Raw genomic sequence first — 23,829 nt, forward strand, 5'->3', positions numbered from 1 at the left:
GTTTTCACTTTTCTCTAAGACTACTTACATACTAATTATTAATTCACCTGTTGCCACCCTGACGTCGCATGATGTTCATCTTGATGTGCAAATAAAGGGTGAACTTTGGCTTCATGTAAACTCAACACAGGGGTCACACAGACATCCGTTACTGAAAATACAAGTTGCCAATACTCAAGCGTTTGACTGGCAAATTTTTCCGCGATTGTGTTGGTCGCGGCTTCACTCTCGGGTCTATTGGGCATGATACCAAGTTGCCAGTGTATTTCTTTAAGCGACGGCAGCTCCAATACCTCACATAGACCTTGCCAAAATTTCAGCTCCAAGGAACCAACCGCCATATGACGCTGATCAGCGGTTTGGTACAATCGATAGCATGGTAATGCACCGCCTAAAAAATCATGCTGCGGCAGTAGAGTGTCGTTTAAGCCATCTCCTGAAAGGCTATTAATCAGTTTGCCTGTGACCTTTGGCATGACCATATGATTGTACAAACTGTGCGTCATACTAATAGCAATGTGTCGTCCCCTGCCCGTACGCTGGGCGGCAAATACAGCAGCCAACAATGCTATCACGGCTGTGTCACTACCACCTGCCAAATCCGCAAACTGGATATTGGGCATAGCCTGCTCACCCTGCGCTGTTCTTAGCTGATCTAGTACACCGCTCATAGCCATAAAATTGATATCATGACCTGCCTTATTGGCCCAGTCATGATTCACTTGAGAGCCATTTTTTGAGTCAGCATCTTCTAAGTAAATACCTTCTTTTACGTAATTGCCTTCTTTTACGTAATTGCCTGCTACACCATAGCCAGTGATTGACACTATTACTAGCTTTGGATTGATGGCATGCAAGGTCTTAGCATCTAGCCCCATTTCCGCCAAGACACCTGGGCGAAAGCTATCTAGCATCACATCAGCTTCTTTGAGATGTGCTTTTATAGCTTCAATGGCTTTGGGATCATGAAAGTCATATTTTTCGGTCGTCTTACCGTGGTTTAGAGCTACGAATAACTCACCAAATACCCGAGCAGGATCACCTTGTTTGGGTTCGATTTTAAGGACGTCCGCGCCCAAATCTGCTAGCAAACGCGTAGCAAAAGGCCCCGGCAAGTTACGAGTTAGATCGATCACTCGTAACCCTTGTAGACAGTCTCCCATTTGATCATGATTTGATACATGCATGTCAGTCATCGGAGAAGGCCTCGCCTTTGGCTGCCATATCTAACAAGATTTGAGCTGGCTCAAAACGTTCGCCGTATTTTGCCGCGAGCTCACGACTACGTTTGATGAACTCGTCCAAACCAATTGCATTGATAAACTGTAGCGTACCGCCATGCTGCGGTGCAAACCCCCAGCCAAAGATAGACCCTATATTGGTGTCGGCAACTGAGCGCACAACATTTTCCTCATAGCATTTAGCAGATTCATTGGCTTGAATAAACATCAAACGGTCAACCAAATCTTGCTGCGAGGGTTGCTCTGATTTTGGCGGATATAAATTTACCAGCTCAGGCCATAGATGCTTATCACCCTCTATTGGATAGTCATAGAATCCTTTGCCATTTTTCTTACCTTCGCGCCCATGCTCATTAACCAGCGTTTTTAGTATGTCATAAGAAGGCCGCACTACGATTGGCTTACCTTCGACTGCCATATCAAGCTGCTGCTGTTCGCTGACATGCAATGCGAGGCTCAACGACACTTCATCTTGCAATGCTAGCGGCGGCATCGGCATACCTGTTTTTAGTCCGGCGACTTCGATGCTACGCGGATGCATACCCTCTCCTAGCATCGCAATACCCTCTGAAACATAGGTGCCAAATACCCGCGAGGTATAAAATCCGTGGCTGTCATTGACGACGATAGGCGTTTTACCTATTTGCACAACATAGTCGAAAGCTTTGGCCAATGTCGCATCGTCGGTTTGCTCGCCCATGATAATCTCAACGAGCGGCATCTTGTCTACTGGCGAGAAAAAATGCAGACCGATAAACTGGTTTGGTCGCGTACTGGCTTTTGCCAGTCCAGTAATCGGTAGCGTTGAGGTATTAGACGCATAGACGGCCTTACTTGAAATCACTGCTTCACTTTGCTGGGTACACTTTGCTTTGATTTCTCGGTTTTCAAACACCGCTTCGATAATAAGATCACAATCTGCCAAATCATCATAAGAAACGGTTGGCGTGATGCGTTCTAAGAGAGCTTGTTTTTTCTCTTCGGTAGCGCGCTTTCGGCTGATGGCTTTATCCAAAATATTAGCAGAATACGCTTTGCCTTTTTCAGCATTGGCAATATCCGTGTCCAATAGCACGACGTCTATCCCTGCCTTGGCAGTGACATAAGCAATGCCAGCGCCCATCATGCCAGCGCCCAAGATACCGACCTTTTTAATTTGGGTTCGCTCAAATCCTTGAGGACGAGACTGACCTTTTTTGATGCTATTCAGCTGAGTCCATAAGGTGTTAATCATATTCTTTGATTCAGTAGACATCACGCAAGCTGCGAAATAACGTGACTCAATCTCAAGCCCTGTATCGATGTCTACTAAGCACCCTTCAAACACACAAGACATAATATGAGTGATCGCAGGATAGTTGCCATGTGACTTTTGATTAGCCATGGCTGGGGCGATAGAAAATATAGGAACCACCTTTGGATGCTTACTATCGCCGCCGGGAATTTTAAAACCTTTCTTATCCCATGGCTGCTGAGCGTTTGGATTATTTTGAATCCAGTCTTTTGCTTGCTTCAGCATATCTGCTCGATCAGTAGCGGTCGCATCAATAAGTCCAATGTCTTTTGCTGCTGATGGTCGTAATTCTTTACCTTGCGTCATCAGCTCCATTGCTGCTTGAATGCCGACCAACCTTGGTAAGCGCTGAGTACCACCGCCGCCAGGTAGCAAGCCCAGTTTCACCTCAGGCAAACCAAGCTTGGTCTTGGATGTGTCAATGGCAATACGATAATGACATGCTAGCGCAAGCTCTAAACCGCCGCCTAATGCAGTTCCTGTCATAGCAGCGACCACAGGTTTGCCTGAGGTCTCAAGCTTACGCAAACTACCTTTTAATTCTTCAGTCAGTGCAAATGCTTGCTCGGCTGTCTTTATCTGGTTCAATTGATCGATATCTGCGCCAACCACAAAGGTTTCTTTGGCCGATGTAAGAATTAAGCCTGTGGCTGCGTCATCATTGATGAAATTATCAACTATCGTGGCGAACGACTCTGTAAAACCATCACCGATGACATTCATTTTGCGTTTGCTTTGGTCAATTGTGACAGTGACGATACCGTCGTCATCACGCTGAGCTGAGAAGTTTTCTAATTCATTAATGGCTGTTACGCTATCTGCTGTCTGGTTATTTGTCATCATTTTTATCCCTTAAATGATTCTTTATCTATTATTTCTTAATCTAATTGGTTTTCAGTCTATTTTAGAGAAAAGTTAAACACGCTCGATAATAGTGGCAATTCCCATACCACCGCCCACACATAGCGTAATCATAGCGGTCTGTAAGTCGCGGCGTTCTAACTCATCAAGGACAGTCGTCATGAGCATCGCGCCTGTTGCGCCAAGCGGATGACCCATAGCGATTGCGCCACCATTGACATTGACGATATCAAGCGAGAGTCCAAAGTCATCAGCGGTATTCATCGGCACAGCAGCAAATGCTTCATTAATTTCCCAAAGGTCTATGTCAGAGGCTTGCATGCCCGCTTTATCAAGGGCCTTTTGGCAAGCTGGCGTTGGACCTGTCAGCATAATGGCAGGCTCTGAGCCAATGACTGAGGCCATTGTGATCTTGGCGCGTGGTTTTAACCCTGCTTTTTGACCAGCCGCCGCGCTGCCAACCAAACAGATAGCTGCCCCATCAACGATGCCTGAAGAGTTACCCGCATGGTGTACGTGGTTTACGGTTTCAATCGTGGTATATCTGTCCAAGATAACGCTATCAAAGCCCATTTTTCCCGGCATAATAAAGGAAGGTTTTAGCCCAGCTAAGGTCTCGACCTTGGTATTAGGACGGATAGTTTCATCTTTATCTAACAGCATCATGCCATTGATATCGGTGACAGGGACGACCGATTTATCATAATAGCCGTTCTCCCACGCCTGTGCAGCGCGGCGATGCGACTCGGTGGCAAAGGCATCGACATCACTACGACTAAAGCCTTTGAGCGTCGCGATGGTATCCGCACCTACTCCTTGCGGTACGAAATGCGTCGCTTCATTGACGCGCGGATCCATGTACCAAGCACCGCCATCAGAGCCCATCGGCACGCGGCTCATAGACTCCACACCGCCTGCCACTACCATGTCTTCCATACCTGACATAACTTTTGCAGCAGCTAAATTGATAGACTCTAAACCAGAGGCACAAAATCGAGACAAAGTTAACCCTGCTACACTTTGTGCCCAACCAGCATCAATAGCAGCAATGCGGGCAATATCAGAGCCTTGCTCGCCCACTGGGGTCACGCAGCCAAGTACCACATCATCTACCAAACTGGTATCCAAGTTGTGGCGCTGCTGCATCTCTTTTAATAAAGTTCGTGTCAGCCAAATTGGTGACGCTTGATATAAGGAGCCGTCCTTTTTTCCTTTGCCACGTGGCGTGCGGATAGCATCATAAATATATGCAGTCTCAGTCATAAAAAATCCTTTTTTTATTTTTTAAATAAACAGTAATTATCGTAGTCTTATAATATAAGCGTCTACATAAAGCGTGAAGCCAGCTCTTTCATAATTTCATTGGTACCGCCATAGATTTTTTGCACGCGCGCATCGGCATATAAACGTGCGATAGGATACTCTGTCATATAGCCATAGCCACCAAATAGCTGCACGCATTCGTCGATGACTTCGCACTGTTTTTCGGTAACCCAGTATTTGATTAATGAGGCATGCGGTACTGATAATTTACCCTCAAGCATCGCATCTACTGCCGCATCACACATGGTACTGGCAGCGAGATAATCGGCATAGCATTCCGCCATCTTAAAGCGCGTATTTTGAAACTTCCAAATAGGTTTGCCAAAGGCTTCGCGCCCTTTTACATAATCTAGCGTTAAGTTGATCGCTAACTTCATCGAACCGACCCCTGATAGCGCAATGATTAAACGCTCACGCGGCAACTCCTGCATCATTTGGATAAAGCCCATACCTTCTACTGTACCCAACAGGTTAGTTTGTGGCACACGTACATTGCTAAAGAACAACTCTGAGGTATCCTGCGACGTCAAACCAATTTTATCGAGATTGCGTCCACGTTCGAATCCTTCTACTTTGTCTATTTCTACGATGATCAGTGAGACGCCTTGTGCGCCTTTTTCACGGTCTGTTTTGCATGCTAATAGGATAAGATTGGCGTGCTGACCATTGGTGATAAAAGTCTTAGAACCATTGATAATGTAGTCATCACCATCTTTTACCGCATAGGTTTTGATGTTTTGTAGGTCGGAGCCAGTACCAGGCTCGGTCATGGCGATAGCGCCGATATATTCGCCCGTTGCCATTTTGGGTAGCCACGCTTGTTTTTGTTCTTCAGTACCGTGGTCTAAAATATAAGGCGCGACAATACCTGAGTGCACCATACCGCCAAATCCCGATTGATTGGCCTCAGTCTGTGCGTAGATAAGCGCGGCTTCATGACCGAAATCCCCGCCGCCGCCGCCATACTCGCTTGGTATCGCCGCACACAAAAACCCCATCTCGCCCGCCTCTTCCCATGCAGCACGATCAATCATGCCATTTTTGCGCCACTGCTCATCTTTGTGATCCCAAGATTGAAACATTTTTAAGGCGCTGTCGTGCACCATCTGATGCTCTTCGGTCATCCAGTTTGGGGTAAATTTTTCGATACTCATGATGTCTATCCTTGACAAGGTGGAGTGAATAACAACTATATAGTCAAGTCTATATAAATCCGCTACATCGTCATCCTCGCTAAGCATACTAATGTATAACTTGCACTCGGTTTCCTTGTATCGAAATCATATTAAACTGACTATAACTAAGTCATTTTGTAAATTATGGTAATTTATATTACCGTTATAAATATACTATAAATTCTTTGTATTTATTAATACATGAGTCTTATACTAGGCTACGAAAAACCACTTCGCAATCAATTAAATAAAAATGGTAATTTATATTACTTATTAATTTAATCACGTTAAATTATGGAACAAATCATTTAACTGGTAGGACGTATCAAATAGCCAATACTTTAAGAAGCGATAAATATGAAAACCTTTAATCAGTCAGATAGCCTCACGCAAACTCGATCTCTAGCGCCCCTATCCGATATGCGGCCCGCAACTTTGGATAAAATTGAGCAAGCTGTTCGTAAAGTCTTTGCAGGATTTGACGCTAATGAGGTGACGATGGCGCAGATTGCAAAGTCTGCAAACGTCTCTTTGCAAACACTCTACAAGTATTTTGGAGATAAGCAGACGCTGTTTTATACCATTATGGATATTGTGCTCGGCAGATTAGCGGCTCGGATTATGGATCATCTGCAAGGGATTGATAGCGTACAAGATCGTCTACGTAAGACACTGTGGGTCTGCTTTGATTTTGTAGACTCGCACCCAGATGCGGTGATGGTGCTGTCTTCGGTCTCTGCCTCACGGATACGTAATATCGCAATCTATGAAAACAAAGAGTTAATTGGCGCGTTTTTGGCGGTATTAGAAGATGGACAAAATCGTGGGGTGCTCAATGACACTGTCCCACTACACATACTCTTCGATGTGTTTATGGGGTTTATCAGTCGCCTTGGCTTAATGCATACCATTCGCCAAACAGAAACACCGTTAAATGCAGAATTCGATGCGCTATTTGTGATTTTATGGCGGGCCATCTCTAAACCTGAAGCTTAAAGCTTAAAATGAATTTTATAAAACTGATATTTAGCAGTGTTTGATTCTTAAAAGATAACCTAACGTAAAAAACCCCACGATAAAGTGAGGCTTTTTTATATTTTTTTTCGGTCAATGTGATTATTCAATCAGTGTAATTAACAGCTCGTACTACTTATACATTCAAAGTTTTTTAGATACTGCTAGATTTTGGCAATCCATACTCTGCATGGTCGACCACATGGTTGTTTTGTTCAATAGTCAGTCGATAGCCTTTGATGATACCGTCGTATGGCAAACTGCCCTCATACTGCTGATAATGCTCGCAGATGCTATCCTGAATCACTGATTTACGTGCAGCATCGTCTAATTTGGCAAAACCGCTAGGCAGATGTACTTGCGCAAAACGTGAAGCCGCGCCACGAGACATCCAGTTATCAGCACTCGTAAATGTAAAATCTACTTCCACCCGTAAGCTATATCTGGGTAGCGTATTAGAGTAATTTGCCAAGTCGTATTTAATTTGAGCAATATCTTCTGCGAATGGCTGATACGGTATCTCAAGTACAGCAAACAGTTTTGCCAAAAACTCATCAGCGGTAAAGTGTTTGTCCATATAGCTACCATCAAGCCCAAGGAATTTGCTCGACAATACATGGCGCAGGCGGTCATAGGCAGGTATGGTATGTTTAAGAGGATAGCCCATTTGCTTGACGATATCTTGCGGGCGCAGCTCAAGCGACTCTATTTGATTGATAATATATTGCGCTAGAGAATGGCGTGGGTGATAACGACGGGTATATTTAGATGGGTTAGCAATGTGGCTCATGATATTGAACACCTTAGACTCCTGTTACTCCGACGAAAAAGTATGATATACGCCCAAATAGGCAAAAAATCAGGCACAAATGAGGTTGTCGGAGTACAGGCTCATGCGCTTTACCAGAGTTGTTTTATATCGTGCTGGAAGTTGCAAGGTTTGTCACGCCGCCATGAGACTATTGTCATGGTCGGCGATAACAAAACTGTTAAACCCACGATAGATCGTTCAACGATGATAGCACATCAGATGACAAAAAATAAATACCGATATTTGTGACCGTTTGTGAATAATTCTTTTTCATGTTGAGCACTCAATCTCAGACGTTTCGATGCACCACTCACTTATTCATGTATTAAAAAGAGGCACAACATCGAAACTTTAACGTCGAAGTATTAAAAATTAACGCTTAACGATTGACATCAACAACTATTCGACCACGAACCTTGCCATCCAATAACTCGTTTGCTGTCGGAATGACTTCGCTTAGACCAATCTCTCTGGTGATTGCATCCAATTGCGTCATATCCAAACCTGTACTCAAACGCTGCCATGCTTCTATACGCTCATCATAAGGTCGCGTCACACTATTGATACCAAGCAAACTAACACCGCGTAAAATAAATGGCGCAACAGTAGCAGGGAAATCCATGCCTTGAGCCAATCCACAAGTAGCGACTAAACCGTCTTCACACGTGCTAGCACAAACGTTGACCAGCGTATAACTACCAACAGAATCAATTGCAGCTGCCCATTTCTCTTTACCAAGCGCGCGTCCTGGGCTACTCAATTCAGTACGGTCAATGATCGTCGTTGCACCAAGGCTCTTTAGGTATTCGGCTTCTTCTAGACGTCCCGTAGAAGCCGTGACAGAGTAGCCTTGGTTTGCTAAAAGTGCGATGGCAAAGCTACCAACGCCTCCATTAGCACCAGTCACCAATACTTCGCCACGCTCTGGTGTAAGCCCATGACGTTCTAACGCAATCAAGCAAAGCATCGCAGTATATCCTGCCGTACCTATTGCCATTGCTTGACGTTCAGTCATCGATTCAGGGAGCGGGATAAGCCAGTCACCGTTTAATCGTGCTTTTTGTGATAGACCGCCCCAATACTTCTCACCCACACTCCACCCATTTAACAACACCTTGTCACCAGCTGTATAGCGGGGATGGCTGCTTGTTTCGACGGTACCCGCTAAATCAATACCTGGAACCATGGGAAATGTGCGTACCACAGGGCTACGACCCGTGATGGCTAATCCGTCTTTGTAATTAAGCGTGCTAAATGCCACACGAACCGTGACATTTCCTTCTGGCAATTGCGTGTCCTGTATCTCAGTCAGATTGGACTGATAAACATAATCATTTTTTTCAATTAATATTGCATTAAACATAGTAGCTCCTATTTAGACCAATCGTCTATAAATGAGTAAAAAATAATTTAGACCGGTCGTCTAAAAATATAAATAAAAAAATTACTTCTGTATCCCTGCTACAAATCCTCGGAAAAAAGTAACTAATGGACTGACATCTTGCGTCAACTTAGCACGCAAAACCGCACCTTCCCAACCAATCCAAAAGAAAGCAGCAAGCTCATCACAATCACTACTAGGATGTATTTGTCCTTGTTGTACTGCAAGCCGTAAGCAAGCCGCTAAACGTTTTTGCCAATCAACTAATATACCTTCTAGCTCGCAACGAAAACTCTCAGGCAACACGACTATCTCTTGGCCCAAGTTCCCTACTAAGCAGCCGCGTCGAAATTCATGCTTGATCATTCCTGACTTTGCATCTTCAACAAAGTCACTAATACGCTGCATAGGAGACACTTGCTCATTCAAAAAACAATGATCTAGCTTGCGAGCAAAATACATCGCGTACTGCCGCAACACTTCCTGTCCAAATGCTTCTTTGTTTTTGAAATAATTGTAGAAAGAACCTTTAGGCACATTGATGCGTTTGAGTATGGCATCGATACCAGTGGTCGCAAAGCCTTGCTCTGTCAGCATCTCCATCCCAGATCTCAAAAGAGCTTCACGGGTATCCGTAAACTCTCGTTCGACATTGGGTGGACGCCCTCGACGGGCTTTTGGTTTAGTAATCGTCATGCATGAATATTATGACCGATCGTCTTTAATGTCAATCAATTATTTTTAGCGGTCTATTTATCCATAAGTCGCAACAGTTTTTTGATTGTCCTCGCTATCAATCTTCACCATGATACGTCGCCTCATCCATCCAAACGATGGGGTCTTCGCACAGATGAGTTACGTGATACCAGATATCACTACTACGAGCGATACGGTGATGACCGCCTACAAAATAATCGATGTTCCAGCTATCAGGCAGATTTACCAAGGTTCGTCTAGCGACCGCCACATCTCAGCTTTCATCATCGACTTCTACCATAACTCGTACCATCTGAGTGTTAGAGGTAGGGAACGACAGCTTCATATCAGCCACGTCAGGGATACAATCCGCCAATACCTCATTTGGATAGATACAAGGTGCAATCAATAGCGCGCGCAAGTTATATTTATGGGCAAAATGATTGGCAAACCAACCACCAAGCGAATGCCCTGCCAACACCACTCGCGGGTACTGTGCGATTTTCTCGCGAATCAATGCATCATAAATCTCAAATATTTCTACAAAACTCTCGCGGTAATTGACCGTTTGACAGTATTTTGGCTCACGCGTGATACAGGTATATTTACTGGTCTCATTGCTGGAATCAAGACCATGAAAAAACAGTAAAAACGTATCGTTGTTTTCAATAGGAAACATCATAAGGTTCTCCTTTTTTAATTGTAATTTAGTTTACAAATCAAACTGGTTTTTGGCTAGCAGCCTGCGCTTGATACAAACTCAAAATCTCCTCACAAGCCTGCATTGAGATATTTTTTGCAAAACCTTCGTTAAACCAAAAGTCATAAACCGCTTGGACAATAGCTCTCACCGCTTCCGAATTTTTTGGCTTTTGTTCTGTTAGTTTTATCGCAATGTCTTGTGCTTGTATATCCGACTCATTATAGGGCGCGCTCCAACCCACGCCATAACGATAAAGCACATCATTGATTGCCAATATGAATATGGCATTGGACACCCCAAATGAACCGATAAGCCTGTCAAGCATTGCACAGCGCTCTTCGTAAATACTGACCTCTATCGGCATATCAGCTTGATCAAACAAACAGTCACAACTCACCATGTGCGAGGGCTTACTAAAATCATCCCATAGCAATGGGTAAGTTCCGCGAATCCCGCCCTTTTCCACTACATTAAATTGCCAAATCGCATAATGAGTATCTGGCCCCTTATAAGGCACATGTATAAACCACTGCATCATCGCATCACTGTCATACATAATATGAGTGCTACCAATCCGCACGCCCTGCTTAGGCAGTACATCCTGATACACGCTATCCATATCATCACTATAAAGCTTCACCTTGTGCAAGTTTTCATCACTGATATCGCCTAGCTTTGCTCTTGCTTCTTCCATGCTTTGATAAGGTTTAAAGGGTGCTACCCAACTAAGCGTCTCATCGGTATTATTCACGAAATAAATATCATCTTCATAACTGTCTACAGAAACTGTCTCTAGGTAAAACAATGGCTGTTTTCGTACTCGGCCTTTTTCATCATTTGCCAGTGCCGTTATACCAGATAGCTTTGAGCCATCCGACCACTGCATATTGTCTAACCGTTTTTGCTCAAACTGATACGTTAATGTCGTCATCGTTATATCCTTATTGTTTTGATTTTGGTTGTTTAGCTGCAGTTTTTCGTTGTTGTTATATTCTGAATGCTGATTTCAAGCCAGCCGAGTCTATTCGCCATTGTTTAAATGACGTCATTATCTATAAATTTACGTAAATTAATCGACTTGGTAAGGTAGTATTTTTTTAATTCCGATAGGCTTTTTAACCACAGTTTTTCGCTGTTGCATTGCTTATATTTTTGCAACGCAAACGAGTTTTTTCTACTAAGTTTCTTGTTTATTAATAAATATAGTTTTTGAGTTTGTACAGGCGCAGAAGTTTAGGATAAAACGTAAATAACACTACTAGAAAGACTTCGCTAAGATAGCGTTTAAAAACTCAGTTAAGAAGTGAAGCATTGCGCTCCGAAGGTTAACTGGTTTTTATCTCATGTCATTTTGCCTGACCTAATAACTATAATATAAGTTCACATAAAAATAAAGCCGATTAAAACCTTCTACGACAACTGGTGTCGCTTTTCTTTCAATGAGTTGTAGTTTAGTCGTTAGCAAGTACCCCAAGGCAATAAGTATCATTAGCGACAGTTTCATATTACTCAAGCATCCTCAATAAACGTCCAATTAACAATCCTTATCAAAAAACACCTTTCACGATTGACGTGGGCTTGCTATCTTGCCGCGCAAACCTTGTATTCTAATTAAGCCTACCCCACTTTGACCTATCATACGTAGTATTTACATCTGTATTGGATTTTATGACACATAACAATGAGGCCAGCTCAAAAGCTCGCCGAACTCAGTATTTTCAAGTATTTTTGATGGGCGTTAGTGCCTTTATTATGAACACCACAGAATTTGTCCCGGTGGCGCTGTTGAGCGACATTGCCCAAGACTTCTCTATTACGACGGCAGAGACCGGCTGGATGTTGACACTCTATGCTTGGATTGTCGCTGCGATGTCATTGCCACTAATGCTATTGACCAGTCGATTTGAGCGCAAGCGCTTGCTCTTGGGTCTTTTTGCCGTATTCATTGCCAGTCACGTACTGTCCGTATTTGCATGGAGCTTTGACGTGCTGCTCATTAGTCGAGTTGGAATTGCGTTATCTCATGCGATATTTTGGTCGATCACAGCTGCAATCGCGATACGCGTCGCACCTGAAGGCAAAAAAGCCATGGCGCTTAGCGTACTAGCAACAGGTACATCGTTAGCAATGGTATTGGGTGTGCCGCTAGGACGTTTAGTCGGACAATGGTTTGGTTGGCGTGCGACCTTTGGCGGTATTGGTGTCATCGCCTCAATTGTATTTATTCTACAAGCAAGGCTATTGCCAACGCTACCTAGTATGTTTGAAGGGTCTTTTAGAAAGATTCCAGAACTCCTTAAAAACCCCCTATTAGTGTGTTTGTACTTGCTTATCTTATTGGTCTTTACAGCGCACTATACGGCTTATTCTTATATAGAACCATTTATGCGCCAAGTCGGCAACATCAGTGAAAATGCTGCGACTTTTGTGCTGTTGCTATTCGGTGCAGCAGGAATTGTAGGTAGTGTTATTTTCAGTCGGTGGGGTGATCGGTTCAATACTAGATTGATGCTAATATCGACCATACTGATGCTCGTGTCTATGCTTGCGCTGTTGCTAGCAGTGACCTCTGTATGGGCGCTCAGCTTTATTGCCTTACTGTGGGGCGCGGCGCTCATGCTACTAATTATCTCAATGCAGGCCAAAGTCATCATGGTCGATGTCAATGCGCAAGACATGCTGATGTCGATGTTCTCAGGTATTATCAACTTAGGGATTGGTACGGGTGCACTATTCGGCGGTTATGCCGTGACGCACATTTCACTATCTAGCGTAGGATATACAGGTGCGGCTATCGCAGTTGTGGCGTTACTATTAATGCTATTTATGATTAAACGCTTTCCTGAATTGAGTAAACGACTTGGCTAGCTAATAAGTCGATATTAAAGGATAGCCAAAAATAGCAGTCAGTAAGTAACCGTTAGAGAACAATAAGCAGAATGCCAGCCATATAAATGGGCTGGCATTTTTTTGTTTGTGAATACAACACTGTAGCCTATGAATTATAACGAGGATTGCTTATATACTCATTGAACGAACGTTCAGGTGCAGTTATACTAATTTTATTGGCCATAAGTATATTTAATAAAGGACTGATAGAGATTAAGCACAAAAGGATGAGTGTGAAATGGATACTATTCAAAACAAGGAAGTCATTACCTACGATCTAAATTTAGTGACGATATATATTGCGCATTTTCAAGTTGTTGGAGATTCGTGATGCCCGATGGAATACTTCGAAAAAGCAACACCGCTCCTCTTAAGCTAGGTAGGTTACATTATGCTTGGATCGTTGCTGCGACAGGCTCTGTAGCAATGTTCTGCGGACTTGGGTTAGGACGATTCGCATTTGGCATGTTACTGCCGTCCATGTCGGCTTCTTTAGGGTTAAATTATACTCAAAGTGGAATCTTGGGATTTACCAACCTGATAGGATATCTGGTTGCGGTGCTTCTAAGCCCTTTTATTCTACCTCGATTAGGTACTCGAACGACTGCGACGGCAAGCCTCCTCCTCATTGCTGTCTCTATGCTCGGTATGGCTTTTACCACCAGTTTTCCGATACTCTGCGCACTCTATGTGCTGACAGGTATCGGTAGCGGCGGCGTGGTGTTACCGATGATGAGTGTCATGTCGCATTGGTTTTTTCCTTCGCACCGTGGGCTTGCTTTAGGATTGGTCATGGCGGGGCCTGGATTTGGCATCATTCTATCGGGCTTTGTCGTACCCAAACTCTTACCCATCTCTCATCTACTGTCTTGGCAGACAGGTTGGTTAATTTTTGCCGTGATTAATATTGCGGTAGCTTGGCTGACTTTCGCTTTGATTCGCAATCATCCAGACGATGTCAGCCAAAGCCCTTTTGGGCGCGCACCTACCTTACCTGTTAAAAATAAGAAAAAGCTAGAACGTAGCAATATTAAGCTGCTTGTACATTTAGGTGTCATCTTTGCCATTTATGGCGCTACTTATATGGTTTACGTTACCTTCATCGTGACCAGTATGGTTGGCTCGTATCAGTTAAGTGAAGCGACTGCTGGTGGTGTTTGGGCATGGATTGGACTGCTTAGCATCTTCTCAGGCATGTTGTTTGGCTGGATTTCTGACCATATTGGTAGACGCCTTGGTCTGGCGCTGGCTTTTTTCTTCCTTGCCGTCGCTTATCTGTTGGTCGGACTGACTGATTGGAGTTTAGGGCTTTACTTGTCAATTATTCTGTTTGGCTTAGTGGTGTGGAGTGTGCCTGTCATTATGGCTGCCTCGGCGGGCGACTATTTCGGTCCTGCAGCGGCGGCAAGTGCACTTGCAGCACTGACTTTTGCCTTTTCAGGTGGACAGGCTCTCGGGCCAGTGGCAGCAGGCTATCTCGCAGAAATCACTGGAGATTTTAGTATCAGTTATATGATATCTGGTATCGCCGCTTTTGTAGCGCTTGGACTTGCCTTATTATTGCGTCCACAAAAACAAGCTTAATTCCAGTCTCTATAGTATTGATACTCCTAACTATACTTTGCTCTTGCTGCCAGTGACATCTGTATGCGCATTTGGCCTGATTATCTTATTATGGAGTGCTGAGTTTATATTATATATAATTGGGCAGTTACTTGGGTTAAACAAGCAATATCAATAGATAAGCCTTGTATTTTTTAATAAAAATAACTGAATAAAAATCAGGTGCTTACAGCATAATTACATATAAAGAAACGAAATATTATGTGAGCGAGACAGTATGATTTTTTAATACTTGCTCCCCCTTTTTTATGCTCTAAAAACTTACTCAAATAAGGCAATATTCTTGCAATTTTGCAATCAAAACGATTGCTAGCTTTCTAAAAAGTGGTTACACTCGGTTGACAAACTATTACATTGATGACAAGGAAGTCGCTATGCCTCGTAATACCTCACGTTCTAAAATTGGCCATACCACTCTCAAAACTTTTACCAAAAGCATGCTTGCTATCAGCCTATCTATCGCTGGTATTTCTCACGCAAATGCTTATGACAGTGTCACCTTTTTCGGTGATAGCCTGACCGATGGTGGCTATTTTAGTCCTCTAACTCAAAATAACTTTGGGCTTGCAGAGTCAGGTCAGTTTACTACCAATCCTGATAACACATGGGCGACATCATTTGCTGAGCAACTGGGTACAACCTCTGTCGCCAATACTTATGACGGTAGTCAAACTGGGAATAATTATGCTATTGGCGGTGCAAGAGCTGGTGTAGATGTTACTGCTTTCAGTATTCCAGTAGCTTCTGCCAATAGCCAAGTCGATAGCTATCTCGCCAATAACAAAGTAGATCCTAATGGGTTATATGTGGTGTGGGCAGGTGCAAATGACTTGCTTGCAGCGGCTGAAGATCCTGCTAATGCCCAAGCGATCATACTTGGAGCAGTAGCTAGCCAAACCGAAACGATTAATGCATTAAAAGACAATGGTGCCAAATATATCTTAGTACCTAATATTCCTGATGTCGGTCTAACCCCTAGAGTTATTGATCAAGGGCCTGTAGCACAGGCGCAAAGTACTGGTGCTACTAGTCTATACAATCAATTTATGCTTAGTGGTGCAGCAAATACTGGCGCTAATATCATACCGCTCGATATGTTTAGCTTAACTCAGGAGATCATTGCGTTGCCTGCTCAGTATGGTTTCACTAATGTCACCGATGAAGCTTGCGGTGACAACAATAGCTCTCTAACTTGTGGACCTGATACGCTTGTAGAAGCAAATGCCAACGAAACCTACTTCTTCGCTGATGGCATACACCCAACAGGTGCTACTCATCAACTGATTGCCGACTATGCAAACGCTGTAGTCATAGCGCCTAGCTTAATCGGTGTGCTGCCACATATTGCAACGACCACCGGACTTGCAACCAACGAGCGCTTACAGTCACACGTCAACCAAATCCAAAGCAGTGAGCAAAAACCTGCCCGTACACTATGGGCCGTCGGTGAAGTCGCTAATCAAGAAATTGCAGGGTTTGATGGTGATAATAATACTCAAGTATTGCTTGGTGTAGATTTTGCTCATCCTAACTCAGCCAACGCCGTGACAGGCTTGTATGGCAATATCACCCAAAAAGACTTTGAAAACTCAGACGTCGGCACAGGTTTGAGTGATATTGATCTAGGAGAGGTCGGTTTTGGTGTCTATCACAGCAACAAGTTTGGTGGTTTACAGATCAATGGTGCTGCAGGATTTGGCAACATGGATGTCGATGTCACACGTGCTGTGACACTAGGCAGTAACCAACAGCAGTTTAAGTCAAATGCTGATGGCAAGCGCTTTTATGCCAACCTGCAGGCAGGCTACCCAATGCAAGTGAGCAATATTGCCGTTACGCCTTATATCGGTGCCACAGCGAGCCGCGTAAAAATTGACGGACTCAAAGAAAAAGAGATGTCTGGCATTGCTATGCAGTTCGATGAGCAGAAATACTCTACGACATATGGCAAGCTTGGTCTCAAAGCCAATCATAGCTTGATGGAAAACCTCAACTTATTTGGTGATATTCATTACCAAAAGCAGCTGAGTGACAATCGTGAAGCAGTAACCGCACGTTTGAATACGCTACCAAATATCAGCTTTGAAACGCCTATGGTCGAAACTGATGATGATAACGTTGCTATGACACTTGGCCTATCTAGAAGCTTTGGTCTATTGAATGCCAATGCTGGTGTCACACATTCACAAGGTAATGACGACGACTCAACCAGCTTATTCGTTGGACTTAATGGTGCATTCTAAATAAGTCGTTAATCTAGAAGAATGGTATAGGTGATAATTAATCGCCTATACCATTCTAAATTCAAAAAACCTCATAGCCTACTACAGCTTTTGTTCTATAAGTTTTCTGCCGAACAACTTCTCAATGACAAAACCTAATATCATAAATTCTCTAAAAATCCACCTTACCGCGTAAAGCCTTTGTCTTACCACGTTGGGTCTTTTTATCCACCCGTTTACGTTTGGCATTTCTGCTTGGCTTGGTAGGCCTTCTGGTTTTATTAACGTAAGTGGCTTTGGTGATAAAGCTTTGCAAACGCTCAAGCGCATCTATTTTATTTCGCTCTTGCGTTCGAAACTGCTGCGCCTTGATAATCAGTACGCCTTCCTTGGTTATTCGGCTATCTTTGCTATTTAGCAGTCGCTGCTTGTACTCATCGCTCAGACTTGAGTTGTTAATATCAAAACGCAAGTGAATGGCAGAAGATACTTTGTTGACATTCTGCCCACCTGCGCCTTGCGCTCGTATGGCGCTGATCTCTATCTCATTATCGTTGAGGCTAATATTACTATTAATGAAAATCATAGTATGCTTTTATCAAATGTGAATGGATATGGTTCATGACAAAGCATTATATAGTCAATCCTCTATAAATTAGGTACGGTGTCAGTCTCGCTTAGTATACTGCTTGTAATACTCTCACTCGGCTTTCTAGGGCGTGTCCTCATTTTAAGAATGGGGATAAAAATGAGATAAATCGCAGTCAAACAAGGAAAATAGCGCAGATAATATCGAGATATTAGTCAGCTATTTGACGCCATTTGGCAAGATTTAGCCATTTTTAACCCATTTAGATAACTATCGATTAAATTGAGGACACGCCCTAGTAACCAAATTATATTGAACCGACTGCTTATATTTAACTAAATATGGATTGCTCTGCTACTTTGCCAACAGTTGACGGCTGCGCTCAATTACTGGCGCATCAACCATCTCTCCATCTATCTCAAACACTGCCTGCTCGCTGCTCTCATACTCCTCGACCACACGCCGAGCAAACGACAGTGCTTTGTCAGTCGGCTTTAATGCCTGCTGGACGACAGCCACTTGCTTGGGGTGAATACACAGCATCCCTGACATGCCTATCTGCGACCATAAATTTACTCGCGCGCTTAGCCCTATCTCATCATTGAAATCAGGATAAACCGTATCAATCGGCGGTGCTAGCTCATGTACTTTGGATATCAAAACCAGCTGATAGCGAATTTGATTGGCAACGATATCGGCGGCAGGTGTGCCTACTTGTACTTGCAAATCGTTACACAGATCTAGAAACCCATAACTAAACGCGGCCAACCCGACTGCTTTTGCCATACTATCGAGTTGATACAATCCTATCGCACTCTCAATCAGTGCAATCACGGGTAAATTGGTAAGCTGATGTACGTTATTAATATCTTCTGCTTGCTCAGTTTTGGCCAGTAACAAGCCAGTCAAATTAGGCGTTTTCTGACAGAGTACTATGTCTTTAAAGAACTCTTTGCTACCTGCCTTATTAATACGCACCCAAACCGGCTGATAACCTGCACTGTCGTGATATTGCTGTAATGCTTCGCGTGCGGATGCTTTATCTTCTGGCGCAACGGCATCCTCTAAATCGACAATAACCGCATCTGCACCACTAGCAAAGGCTTTCACCACTCTATCGATGCGAGTCGCTGGCACAAACAGCCATGTTTTATTTTGAGAAATCGTATTTATTTTATTGTGGATAATTGAATCCATGCGTGACTCCATCATGTTGTCCAAGTAGCTATTAGCATATTTATTATGCCACTATACAGCTGATGCTCATTTAAAATTAGCAATTTATTAGATAGTGCAAAACCAAGATTACTTAGACATTTTATTAAAAAATAAATCAAAAAAACCGCATGAAAATTTATCTCATGCGGTTCTTGAGTCTAATGCAGTTTTAAACAATTACTTTCTTATCTAACCTATGTCTTATAGATTATCTAATTAAGCCAGCATGCCACCATCGACAACGATAGTCGCGCCTGTGGTATAGCTTGAGGCATCCGACACTAGATACAATACGGTACCAGCCATTTCATCAGGCTCAGCCACACGTCCTAACGGAATCGAGTGTAGTGCCATTTTTAAGACTTTATCGTTAGTAGTCAATGCCGAGGCAAACTTGGTATCGGTTAAACCTGGCAATAGCGCATTGACACGGATATTAAGTGGACCACATTCTTTAGCAAATGCTTTGGTCATGCTAATGACTGCCGCTTTAGTAATTGAGTAGATACCTTGCTTATCGCCTGCTACTAAACCATTGACTGATGCGGTATTCAAGATGACGCCGCCACCCTGCTCTTTCATCATTTTGCCAGCAGCCGTCGACATAAAGAAGTAACCACGAATATTAACTTCAACCGTCTTATCAAAAGCGGCTAAATCCGTATCTAAGATATGACCATAGTAAGGGTTGGCTGCAGCGTTATTAACTAAGATATTAATTTGACCAAATTCACTTTTAATATGCTCAAAAGTTGCTTCAATTTGCTCCATGTCTCCTACGTGACAAGCAAAAGCACTGGCCTTATGACCGTCAGCTTTAATGCTATCTGCGACTGCTTGGCAAGCATCGATTTTGCGGCTAGAGACAATCACATGTGCGCCTCTTGATGCCAATAGACGAGCAATAGACTCACCAATACCACGGCTAGCACCAGTTACTAGAGCAACCTTACCGGTTAAATCAAATAAATCTTTCATCATTATTCCTTATATTTTTATAAACTTTATATTTTCAATAATTCTTGACCGCTGAACTCATATATCTAAAATCAGACAACTGAACGCAGATAATCGCTGTCATAACTAACAGCGATTATCGAGCACTAATGAACTGACCAAATAGCGCTCAACGATCACGGTTACGCTAGCATACCACCATCTAAGGTGAAGGCATGACCATTCATAAAGCTGCTTTCATCGCTGGCAAGCCATGCAATTGCACTAGAGATTTCACTGACATTTCCTAGGCGGCGCAGTGGACTGGCCTTAATCGTTGCTTGCTGTGTACGCTCATCCATCGTTGCCATGGTGTTGCGTACCATTGGCGTATCAATGAAGCTTGGGCATACCGCGTTAAAACGGATATTGGCACGAGCATACTCATGAGCAGCAGATTTGGTCAGACCCATAACGCCATGTTTAGCTGCACTGTAGGCTGAAATCATAGGCGCTGAACGAAGACCAGCAATAGATGCGACGTTGATCACATGACCACCACCATTAGGTATCATGCAATTGACGGCAGCACGCATACAGTGCCAAACACCTTTTAAATTTACGGCAATATTACGATCAAAATCATCATCACTTAGCTCATGCATTGGTGAAGGCTTGTGGTCGATACCAGCGTTGTTTACCACAACATCTAAGCCACCAAGCGTTTCTACTGCGAAGTCGAACAACGCACGTACCTCATCACCACTGGTCACGTCTACTTTTTTAAAGACGATACTGTTGCCAGCGTCTTGACCTTGTTTGGCAACTGCTTCGCCCATTTCTTCTGCCATATCACCAATGACGACTTTTGCGCCGCGACTGGCTAGCAACAATGCGCTTGCTGCACCGATACCTGACGCACCGCCCGTGATCAAAATTCGTTTGCCAGCTACATCTGATGCAATTCCATTTGTATTCAGTGTCATGATCTATCCCTCTACCTTAAGTACTAGTTTACCGAAATTTTCACCGTTAAAGAGCATCATCAAAGTATCAGGGAACGTCTCAATACCTTCAACGATATGGTCTTTCACTTTCATATCACCTGACTGAATCCAGCCAGCAATCTCTTTCATGGCTATTGGATATTCTTTGATATTATCGAACACCACGATGCCTTCCATGCGAGCACGATTGACCAATAATGATAAATAGTTCGATGGGCCTTTTACTGCCGTGGTGTTGTTATATTGGCTGATAGCCCCGCAAATAACGATACGCGCATGCAGATTAATCTGAGTAAGCACGTCATTTAAGATATCACCGCCTACGTTGTCAAAGTACACATCGACACCGTCTGGGCAGGTTTTCTTTAGTGCTTTTTTCACATCTTCATTTTTGTAATCAATCGTCGCATCAAACCCAAGCTCATCGACCAAGAACTTGCATTTCTCAGCACCGCCCGCGATACCAACGACACGGCAGCCTTTAATTTTGGCAATCTGACCAACCAAGCTACCAACCGCACCAGCAGCTCCTGATACCACTACCGTCTCACCAGCTTTTGGCTGACCCGTTTTTAGGAGACCGAAATACCCTGTCATCCCCGGCATACCGAGTACACCCAAGTAGTAAGACAGCGGCGCTAGGCTCGGATCAACTTTATGCAGACCAGTACCATCGCTGACCGCATATGACTGTACGCCGTCGTGACCTGCGACATAGTCACCTACTGCAAATTTCTCATGCTTACTTTCAATCACTTCACCCACAGTACCGGCGCGCATCACTTCACCAATTTGTACTGGCGCGATATAAGATTTGGCATCGTTCAGCCAACCACGCATCGCCGGATCGATAGAGATGTATTCAACCTTAATCAGCAACTGACCATCGGTAATAGTCGGTATTTCTGTCTCGGTATAATCCCAAGTTTCAGCGCTTGGCTCGCCTACTGGTCTTGCTTTTAGGCGCCATTGTTTGTTTATCGTTGTCATGTCTCTTTCCTTAGAGTTGTCCTTAGAACCAGTCCGCTTGCATATCAGTGCAAACTGAGTTGGTGTTGGTTAATAATTCGATGTCGCGTTTAACTAATGGTAGTTCCCAATCGATGAAGTATTTGGCCGCTTGTATCTTTCCTTTGTAGAAGTTTTGCTGTTCGACATCTTGCGTCGTACTTAGCAGCTGCTCGGCTTTACTGGCTTGACGAATCCAAATCCAACTCAATACAATTGAGGCAAAAATATTCATTAGTGCTTGAGCATTACCAGTAAGCGTCAGGGCTTCTTCTGTCTGCAACACTTTGCCCAAATGCACGAGCACTTCATGCAACTGACCCATATAAGGCATCAGCTTACCTGCAAGTTGCGCGCTCTCAGGCGTAGTGATACTTTCTAAATCTTGTGTAACCTCACGTTTTAGGATTTGAATACCTAACCCACCTTTTTGCCATAACTTACGGAATGACAAATCTAGCGCCTGCACACCGTTTGTGCCTTCATGAATAGGATTTAGACGATTGTCACGCCAAAATTGCTCAGCTTGATATTCACGCGTATAGCCTGCGCCGCCCAATACTTGAATACCCAAATCATTGGCTTTTGGACCATACTCAGATGGCCATGCTTTTAGCACTGGGGTTAGCAAATCTAATAGTTCGGTTAGCTCGTTTTTTAATGTTTCGTCTTCACAGGTATTGATACGGTCAATTAGGTTTGAGCCATATAAGCATAATGAGATACCACCTTCAGAATAAGCTTTTTGTGCCAATAGCATGCGCTTTACGTCACCATGCTGAATAATGGCCGTTGCATCATCTTCAGGCTTGTTGTTTGGCGCAATGCGACCTTGTGTACGGTCTTTGGCATAATCTAGCGAATACTGATAGCCGCGATAACCAATCATAGAAGCGCCAAAACCAACTGCGATACGTGCTTCATTCATCATTTTGAACATATAACGCAGGCCAAAGTGCTCTTCGCCGATTAAATAACCATGACAATCGCCTTCATCGCCGAAGCTCAATGCCGTAGAAGTCGCACCTCTATAACCAAGCTTATGAATCAGTCCGGTCAGATGTACATCGTTACGCTCGCCAATAGACAAATCATCGTTCAAGCGATACTTAGGCACGGCAAATAAAGAGATACCTTTAACACCGCCTGGACCACCTGGCACTTTGGCCAATACCAAATGCACGATATTGTCAGACAGCTCATGATCACCTGCTGAGATATAAATCTTGCTGCCTTTGACACGGTACGAGCCATCATCCTGTTTTACAGCGATGGTTTTGATATCGGCAAGCGATGAGCCTGCATGTGGCTCGGTCAGTGCCATGGTGCCGGTGAACTCACCTGTCAGCATGCGCGGCATAAAGGCCGCTTTGATATCATCACTAGCAAAATGCGAGATGACGTTGATTGCCGCAGTGGTCAGAAATGGATAGGCAGTCGTTGATGGATTGGCTGCCATAAAGTAGCCTGCCACAGCAGTCATAACCGTCTCAGGTAACTGCATGCCACCGTCTTCAAAACTATAACGACCAGCGATAAAGCCAGACTCGCGGAACGCATCAAAAGCGACTTTTACATCGTTTATCATGCTGACTTTTTTACCATCGAACTGCGGCTCGTTCTTATCTGCGATATGGTTGTGCGGTAGAAATAAATCTGTCGCAATCTTATTTGCCGTCTCTAATACAGCATCAAATGTCTCACGGCTATGTTCTGAGAACTTTGCGTGCTCCGTGAGTGATTCTGTGCCTAGTACATCATACAATTGGAAAGGTAATTCAAAATCGTTTAGGAGGGTATCTGCGGCCATAGTATTCTCGTTAACTGATTAAATGTGG

The 23,829-nt window shown here is 43.7% G+C and carries 20 protein-coding genes; 4 read left to right on the forward strand and 16 right to left on the reverse strand.

The window, feature by feature from the left end; translation table 11 throughout:
* Positions 1-38: 38 nt before the first annotated feature.
* The 4 genes from SJY28_RS12000 to SJY28_RS12015 form a co-directional block, all read right to left on the reverse strand.
* Positions 39-1,196: a CaiB/BaiF CoA transferase family protein gene (locus SJY28_RS12000; RefSeq protein ID WP_379544619.1), complete on the reverse strand. Its 1,158-nt coding sequence runs from the start codon at positions 1,194-1,196 to the stop codon at positions 39-41.
* Positions 1,189-3,378 carry a 3-hydroxyacyl-CoA dehydrogenase NAD-binding domain-containing protein gene (locus SJY28_RS12005; RefSeq protein ID WP_379544620.1) on the reverse strand — a complete coding sequence of 730 codons (2,190 nt, stop codon included), beginning with the start codon at positions 3,376-3,378 and terminating at the stop codon, positions 1,189-1,191. Before SJY28_RS12005 ends, SJY28_RS12000 begins: the two co-directional genes overlap by 8 nt.
* Before the next feature lie 72 nt (positions 3,379-3,450).
* Positions 3,451-4,659, reverse strand: coding sequence for an acetyl-CoA C-acetyltransferase (locus SJY28_RS12010; protein WP_379544621.1), 1,209 nt, complete (start codon positions 4,657-4,659; stop codon positions 3,451-3,453).
* 62 nt (positions 4,660-4,721) lie between these two features.
* Positions 4,722-5,873 (reverse strand): acyl-CoA dehydrogenase family protein, encoded by a 1,152-nt coding sequence (locus tag SJY28_RS12015; protein ID WP_379544622.1) that lies wholly within the window; start codon positions 5,871-5,873, stop codon positions 4,722-4,724.
* Between the two features lie 378 nt (positions 5,874-6,251).
* On the opposite strand from SJY28_RS12015, the gene SJY28_RS12020 reads away from it, so the two are divergent.
* Entirely contained in the window at positions 6,252-6,890 is a 639-nt protein-coding gene (locus SJY28_RS12020; protein ID WP_156410701.1) for a TetR/AcrR family transcriptional regulator, read from the forward strand.
* A gap of 172 nt (positions 6,891-7,062) precedes the next feature.
* On the opposite strand, the gene SJY28_RS12025 is transcribed toward SJY28_RS12020, so the two are convergent.
* The 6 genes from SJY28_RS12025 to SJY28_RS12050 form a co-directional block, all read right to left on the reverse strand.
* Positions 7,063-7,698 carry a hypothetical protein gene (locus tag SJY28_RS12025; RefSeq protein ID WP_379544623.1) on the reverse strand — a complete coding sequence of 212 codons (636 nt, stop codon included), beginning with the start codon at positions 7,696-7,698 and terminating at the stop codon, positions 7,063-7,065.
* Positions 7,699-8,098: 400 nt separating this feature from the next.
* Entirely contained in the window at positions 8,099-9,082 is a 984-nt protein-coding gene (locus SJY28_RS12030) for an MDR family oxidoreductase (RefSeq protein WP_379544624.1), read from the reverse strand.
* 81 nt (positions 9,083-9,163) lie between these two features.
* Positions 9,164-9,796 carry a TetR/AcrR family transcriptional regulator gene (locus tag SJY28_RS12035; RefSeq protein ID WP_379544625.1) on the reverse strand — a complete coding sequence of 211 codons (633 nt, stop codon included), beginning with the start codon at positions 9,794-9,796 and terminating at the stop codon, positions 9,164-9,166.
* 97 nt (positions 9,797-9,893) lie between these two features.
* A complete protein-coding gene (locus SJY28_RS12040; protein ID WP_379544626.1) occupies positions 9,894-10,067 on the reverse strand; it encodes a hypothetical protein in 174 nt (57 codons plus the stop codon).
* A 3-nt stretch (positions 10,068-10,070) separates the two neighbouring features.
* Positions 10,071-10,478, reverse strand: coding sequence for an alpha/beta hydrolase (locus tag SJY28_RS12045; RefSeq protein WP_379544627.1), 408 nt, complete (start codon positions 10,476-10,478; stop codon positions 10,071-10,073).
* A gap of 37 nt (positions 10,479-10,515) precedes the next feature.
* Complete coding sequence (locus SJY28_RS12050) at positions 10,516-11,430, reverse strand: hypothetical protein (RefSeq protein WP_379544628.1); 915 nt, start codon at positions 11,428-11,430, stop codon at positions 10,516-10,518.
* A 737-nt stretch (positions 11,431-12,167) separates the two neighbouring features.
* Here SJY28_RS12050 and SJY28_RS12055 point away from each other — a divergent pair.
* The 3 genes from SJY28_RS12055 (at position 12,168) to SJY28_RS12065 (ending at position 17,254) form a co-directional block, all read left to right on the forward strand.
* The gene (locus SJY28_RS12055) at positions 12,168-13,367 is read left to right on the forward strand and encodes a sugar transporter (RefSeq protein WP_379544629.1); all 1,200 of its coding nucleotides are present in this window, start codon (positions 12,168-12,170) and stop codon (positions 13,365-13,367) included.
* 351 nt (positions 13,368-13,718) lie between these two features.
* A complete protein-coding gene (locus tag SJY28_RS12060; protein ID WP_379544630.1) occupies positions 13,719-14,972 on the forward strand; it encodes a YbfB/YjiJ family MFS transporter in 1,254 nt (417 codons plus the stop codon).
* Positions 14,973-15,385: 413 nt separating this feature from the next.
* A complete protein-coding gene (locus tag SJY28_RS12065; protein WP_379544631.1) occupies positions 15,386-17,254 on the forward strand; it encodes an autotransporter domain-containing protein in 1,869 nt (622 codons plus the stop codon).
* A 151-nt stretch (positions 17,255-17,405) separates the two neighbouring features.
* Here SJY28_RS12065 and arfB read toward each other — a convergent pair whose 3' ends face one another.
* The 6 genes from arfB to SJY28_RS12095 form a co-directional block, all read right to left on the reverse strand.
* Positions 17,406-17,819: an alternative ribosome rescue aminoacyl-tRNA hydrolase ArfB gene (gene arfB / locus SJY28_RS12070; protein ID WP_379544632.1), complete on the reverse strand. Its 414-nt coding sequence runs from the start codon at positions 17,817-17,819 to the stop codon at positions 17,406-17,408.
* Between the two features lie 357 nt (positions 17,820-18,176).
* Entirely contained in the window at positions 18,177-19,019 is an 843-nt protein-coding gene (locus SJY28_RS12075) for an HpcH/HpaI aldolase/citrate lyase family protein (RefSeq protein WP_379544633.1), read from the reverse strand.
* 237 nt (positions 19,020-19,256) lie between these two features.
* Positions 19,257-20,021 carry an SDR family oxidoreductase gene (locus tag SJY28_RS12080; protein WP_379544634.1) on the reverse strand — a complete coding sequence of 255 codons (765 nt, stop codon included), beginning with the start codon at positions 20,019-20,021 and terminating at the stop codon, positions 19,257-19,259.
* A gap of 158 nt (positions 20,022-20,179) precedes the next feature.
* The gene (locus tag SJY28_RS12085; protein ID WP_102078818.1) at positions 20,180-20,962 is read right to left on the reverse strand and encodes an SDR family NAD(P)-dependent oxidoreductase; all 783 of its coding nucleotides are present in this window, start codon (positions 20,960-20,962) and stop codon (positions 20,180-20,182) included.
* Positions 20,963-20,965: 3 nt separating this feature from the next.
* On the reverse strand, positions 20,966-21,973 hold the full coding sequence (locus SJY28_RS12090; RefSeq protein WP_102078819.1) for an NADP-dependent oxidoreductase: 1,008 nt from the start codon (positions 21,971-21,973) through the stop codon (positions 20,966-20,968).
* Between the two features lie 22 nt (positions 21,974-21,995).
* Positions 21,996-23,801, reverse strand: a complete 1,806-nt coding sequence (locus SJY28_RS12095; RefSeq protein WP_379544635.1) for an acyl-CoA dehydrogenase — start codon at positions 23,799-23,801, stop codon at positions 21,996-21,998.
* Between the last annotated feature and the right edge of the window lie 28 nt (positions 23,802-23,829).

This window comes from Psychrobacter sp. R86515 (assembly GCF_042466315.1).
Taxonomy (GTDB): domain Bacteria; phylum Pseudomonadota; class Gammaproteobacteria; order Pseudomonadales; family Moraxellaceae; genus Psychrobacter.

Coding starts and splice junctions, on each gene's coding strand:
- SJY28_RS12000 (WP_379544619.1), bottom strand. CDS start 1,196: ATGACTGACATGCATGTATCAAATCATGATCAAATGGGAGACTGTCTA.
- SJY28_RS12005 (WP_379544620.1), bottom strand. CDS start 3,378: ATGATGACAAATAACCAGACAGCAGATAGCGTAACAGCCATTAATGAA.
- SJY28_RS12010 (WP_379544621.1), bottom strand. CDS start 4,659: ATGACTGAGACTGCATATATTTATGATGCTATCCGCACGCCACGTGGC.
- SJY28_RS12015 (WP_379544622.1), bottom strand. CDS start 5,873: ATGAGTATCGAAAAATTTACCCCAAACTGGATGACCGAAGAGCATCAG.
- SJY28_RS12020 (WP_156410701.1), top strand. CDS start 6,252: ATGAAAACCTTTAATCAGTCAGATAGCCTCACGCAAACTCGATCTCTA.
- SJY28_RS12025 (WP_379544623.1), bottom strand. CDS start 7,698: ATGAGCCACATTGCTAACCCATCTAAATATACCCGTCGTTATCACCCA.
- SJY28_RS12030 (WP_379544624.1), bottom strand. CDS start 9,082: ATGTTTAATGCAATATTAATTGAAAAAAATGATTATGTTTATCAGTCC.
- SJY28_RS12035 (WP_379544625.1), bottom strand. CDS start 9,796: ATGACGATTACTAAACCAAAAGCCCGTCGAGGGCGTCCACCCAATGTC.
- SJY28_RS12045 (WP_379544627.1), bottom strand. CDS start 10,478: ATGATGTTTCCTATTGAAAACAACGATACGTTTTTACTGTTTTTTCAT.
- SJY28_RS12050 (WP_379544628.1), bottom strand. CDS start 11,430: ATGACGACATTAACGTATCAGTTTGAGCAAAAACGGTTAGACAATATG.
- SJY28_RS12055 (WP_379544629.1), top strand. CDS start 12,168: ATGACACATAACAATGAGGCCAGCTCAAAAGCTCGCCGAACTCAGTAT.
- SJY28_RS12060 (WP_379544630.1), top strand. CDS start 13,719: ATGCCCGATGGAATACTTCGAAAAAGCAACACCGCTCCTCTTAAGCTA.
- SJY28_RS12065 (WP_379544631.1), top strand. CDS start 15,386: ATGCCTCGTAATACCTCACGTTCTAAAATTGGCCATACCACTCTCAAA.
- arfB (WP_379544632.1), bottom strand. CDS start 17,819: ATGATTTTCATTAATAGTAATATTAGCCTCAACGATAATGAGATAGAG.
- SJY28_RS12075 (WP_379544633.1), bottom strand. CDS start 19,019: ATGGATTCAATTATCCACAATAAAATAAATACGATTTCTCAAAATAAA.
- SJY28_RS12080 (WP_379544634.1), bottom strand. CDS start 20,021: ATGATGAAAGATTTATTTGATTTAACCGGTAAGGTTGCTCTAGTAACT.
- SJY28_RS12085 (WP_102078818.1), bottom strand. CDS start 20,962: ATGACACTGAATACAAATGGAATTGCATCAGATGTAGCTGGCAAACGA.
- SJY28_RS12090 (WP_102078819.1), bottom strand. CDS start 21,973: ATGACAACGATAAACAAACAATGGCGCCTAAAAGCAAGACCAGTAGGC.
- SJY28_RS12095 (WP_379544635.1), bottom strand. CDS start 23,801: ATGGCCGCAGATACCCTCCTAAACGATTTTGAATTACCTTTCCAATTG.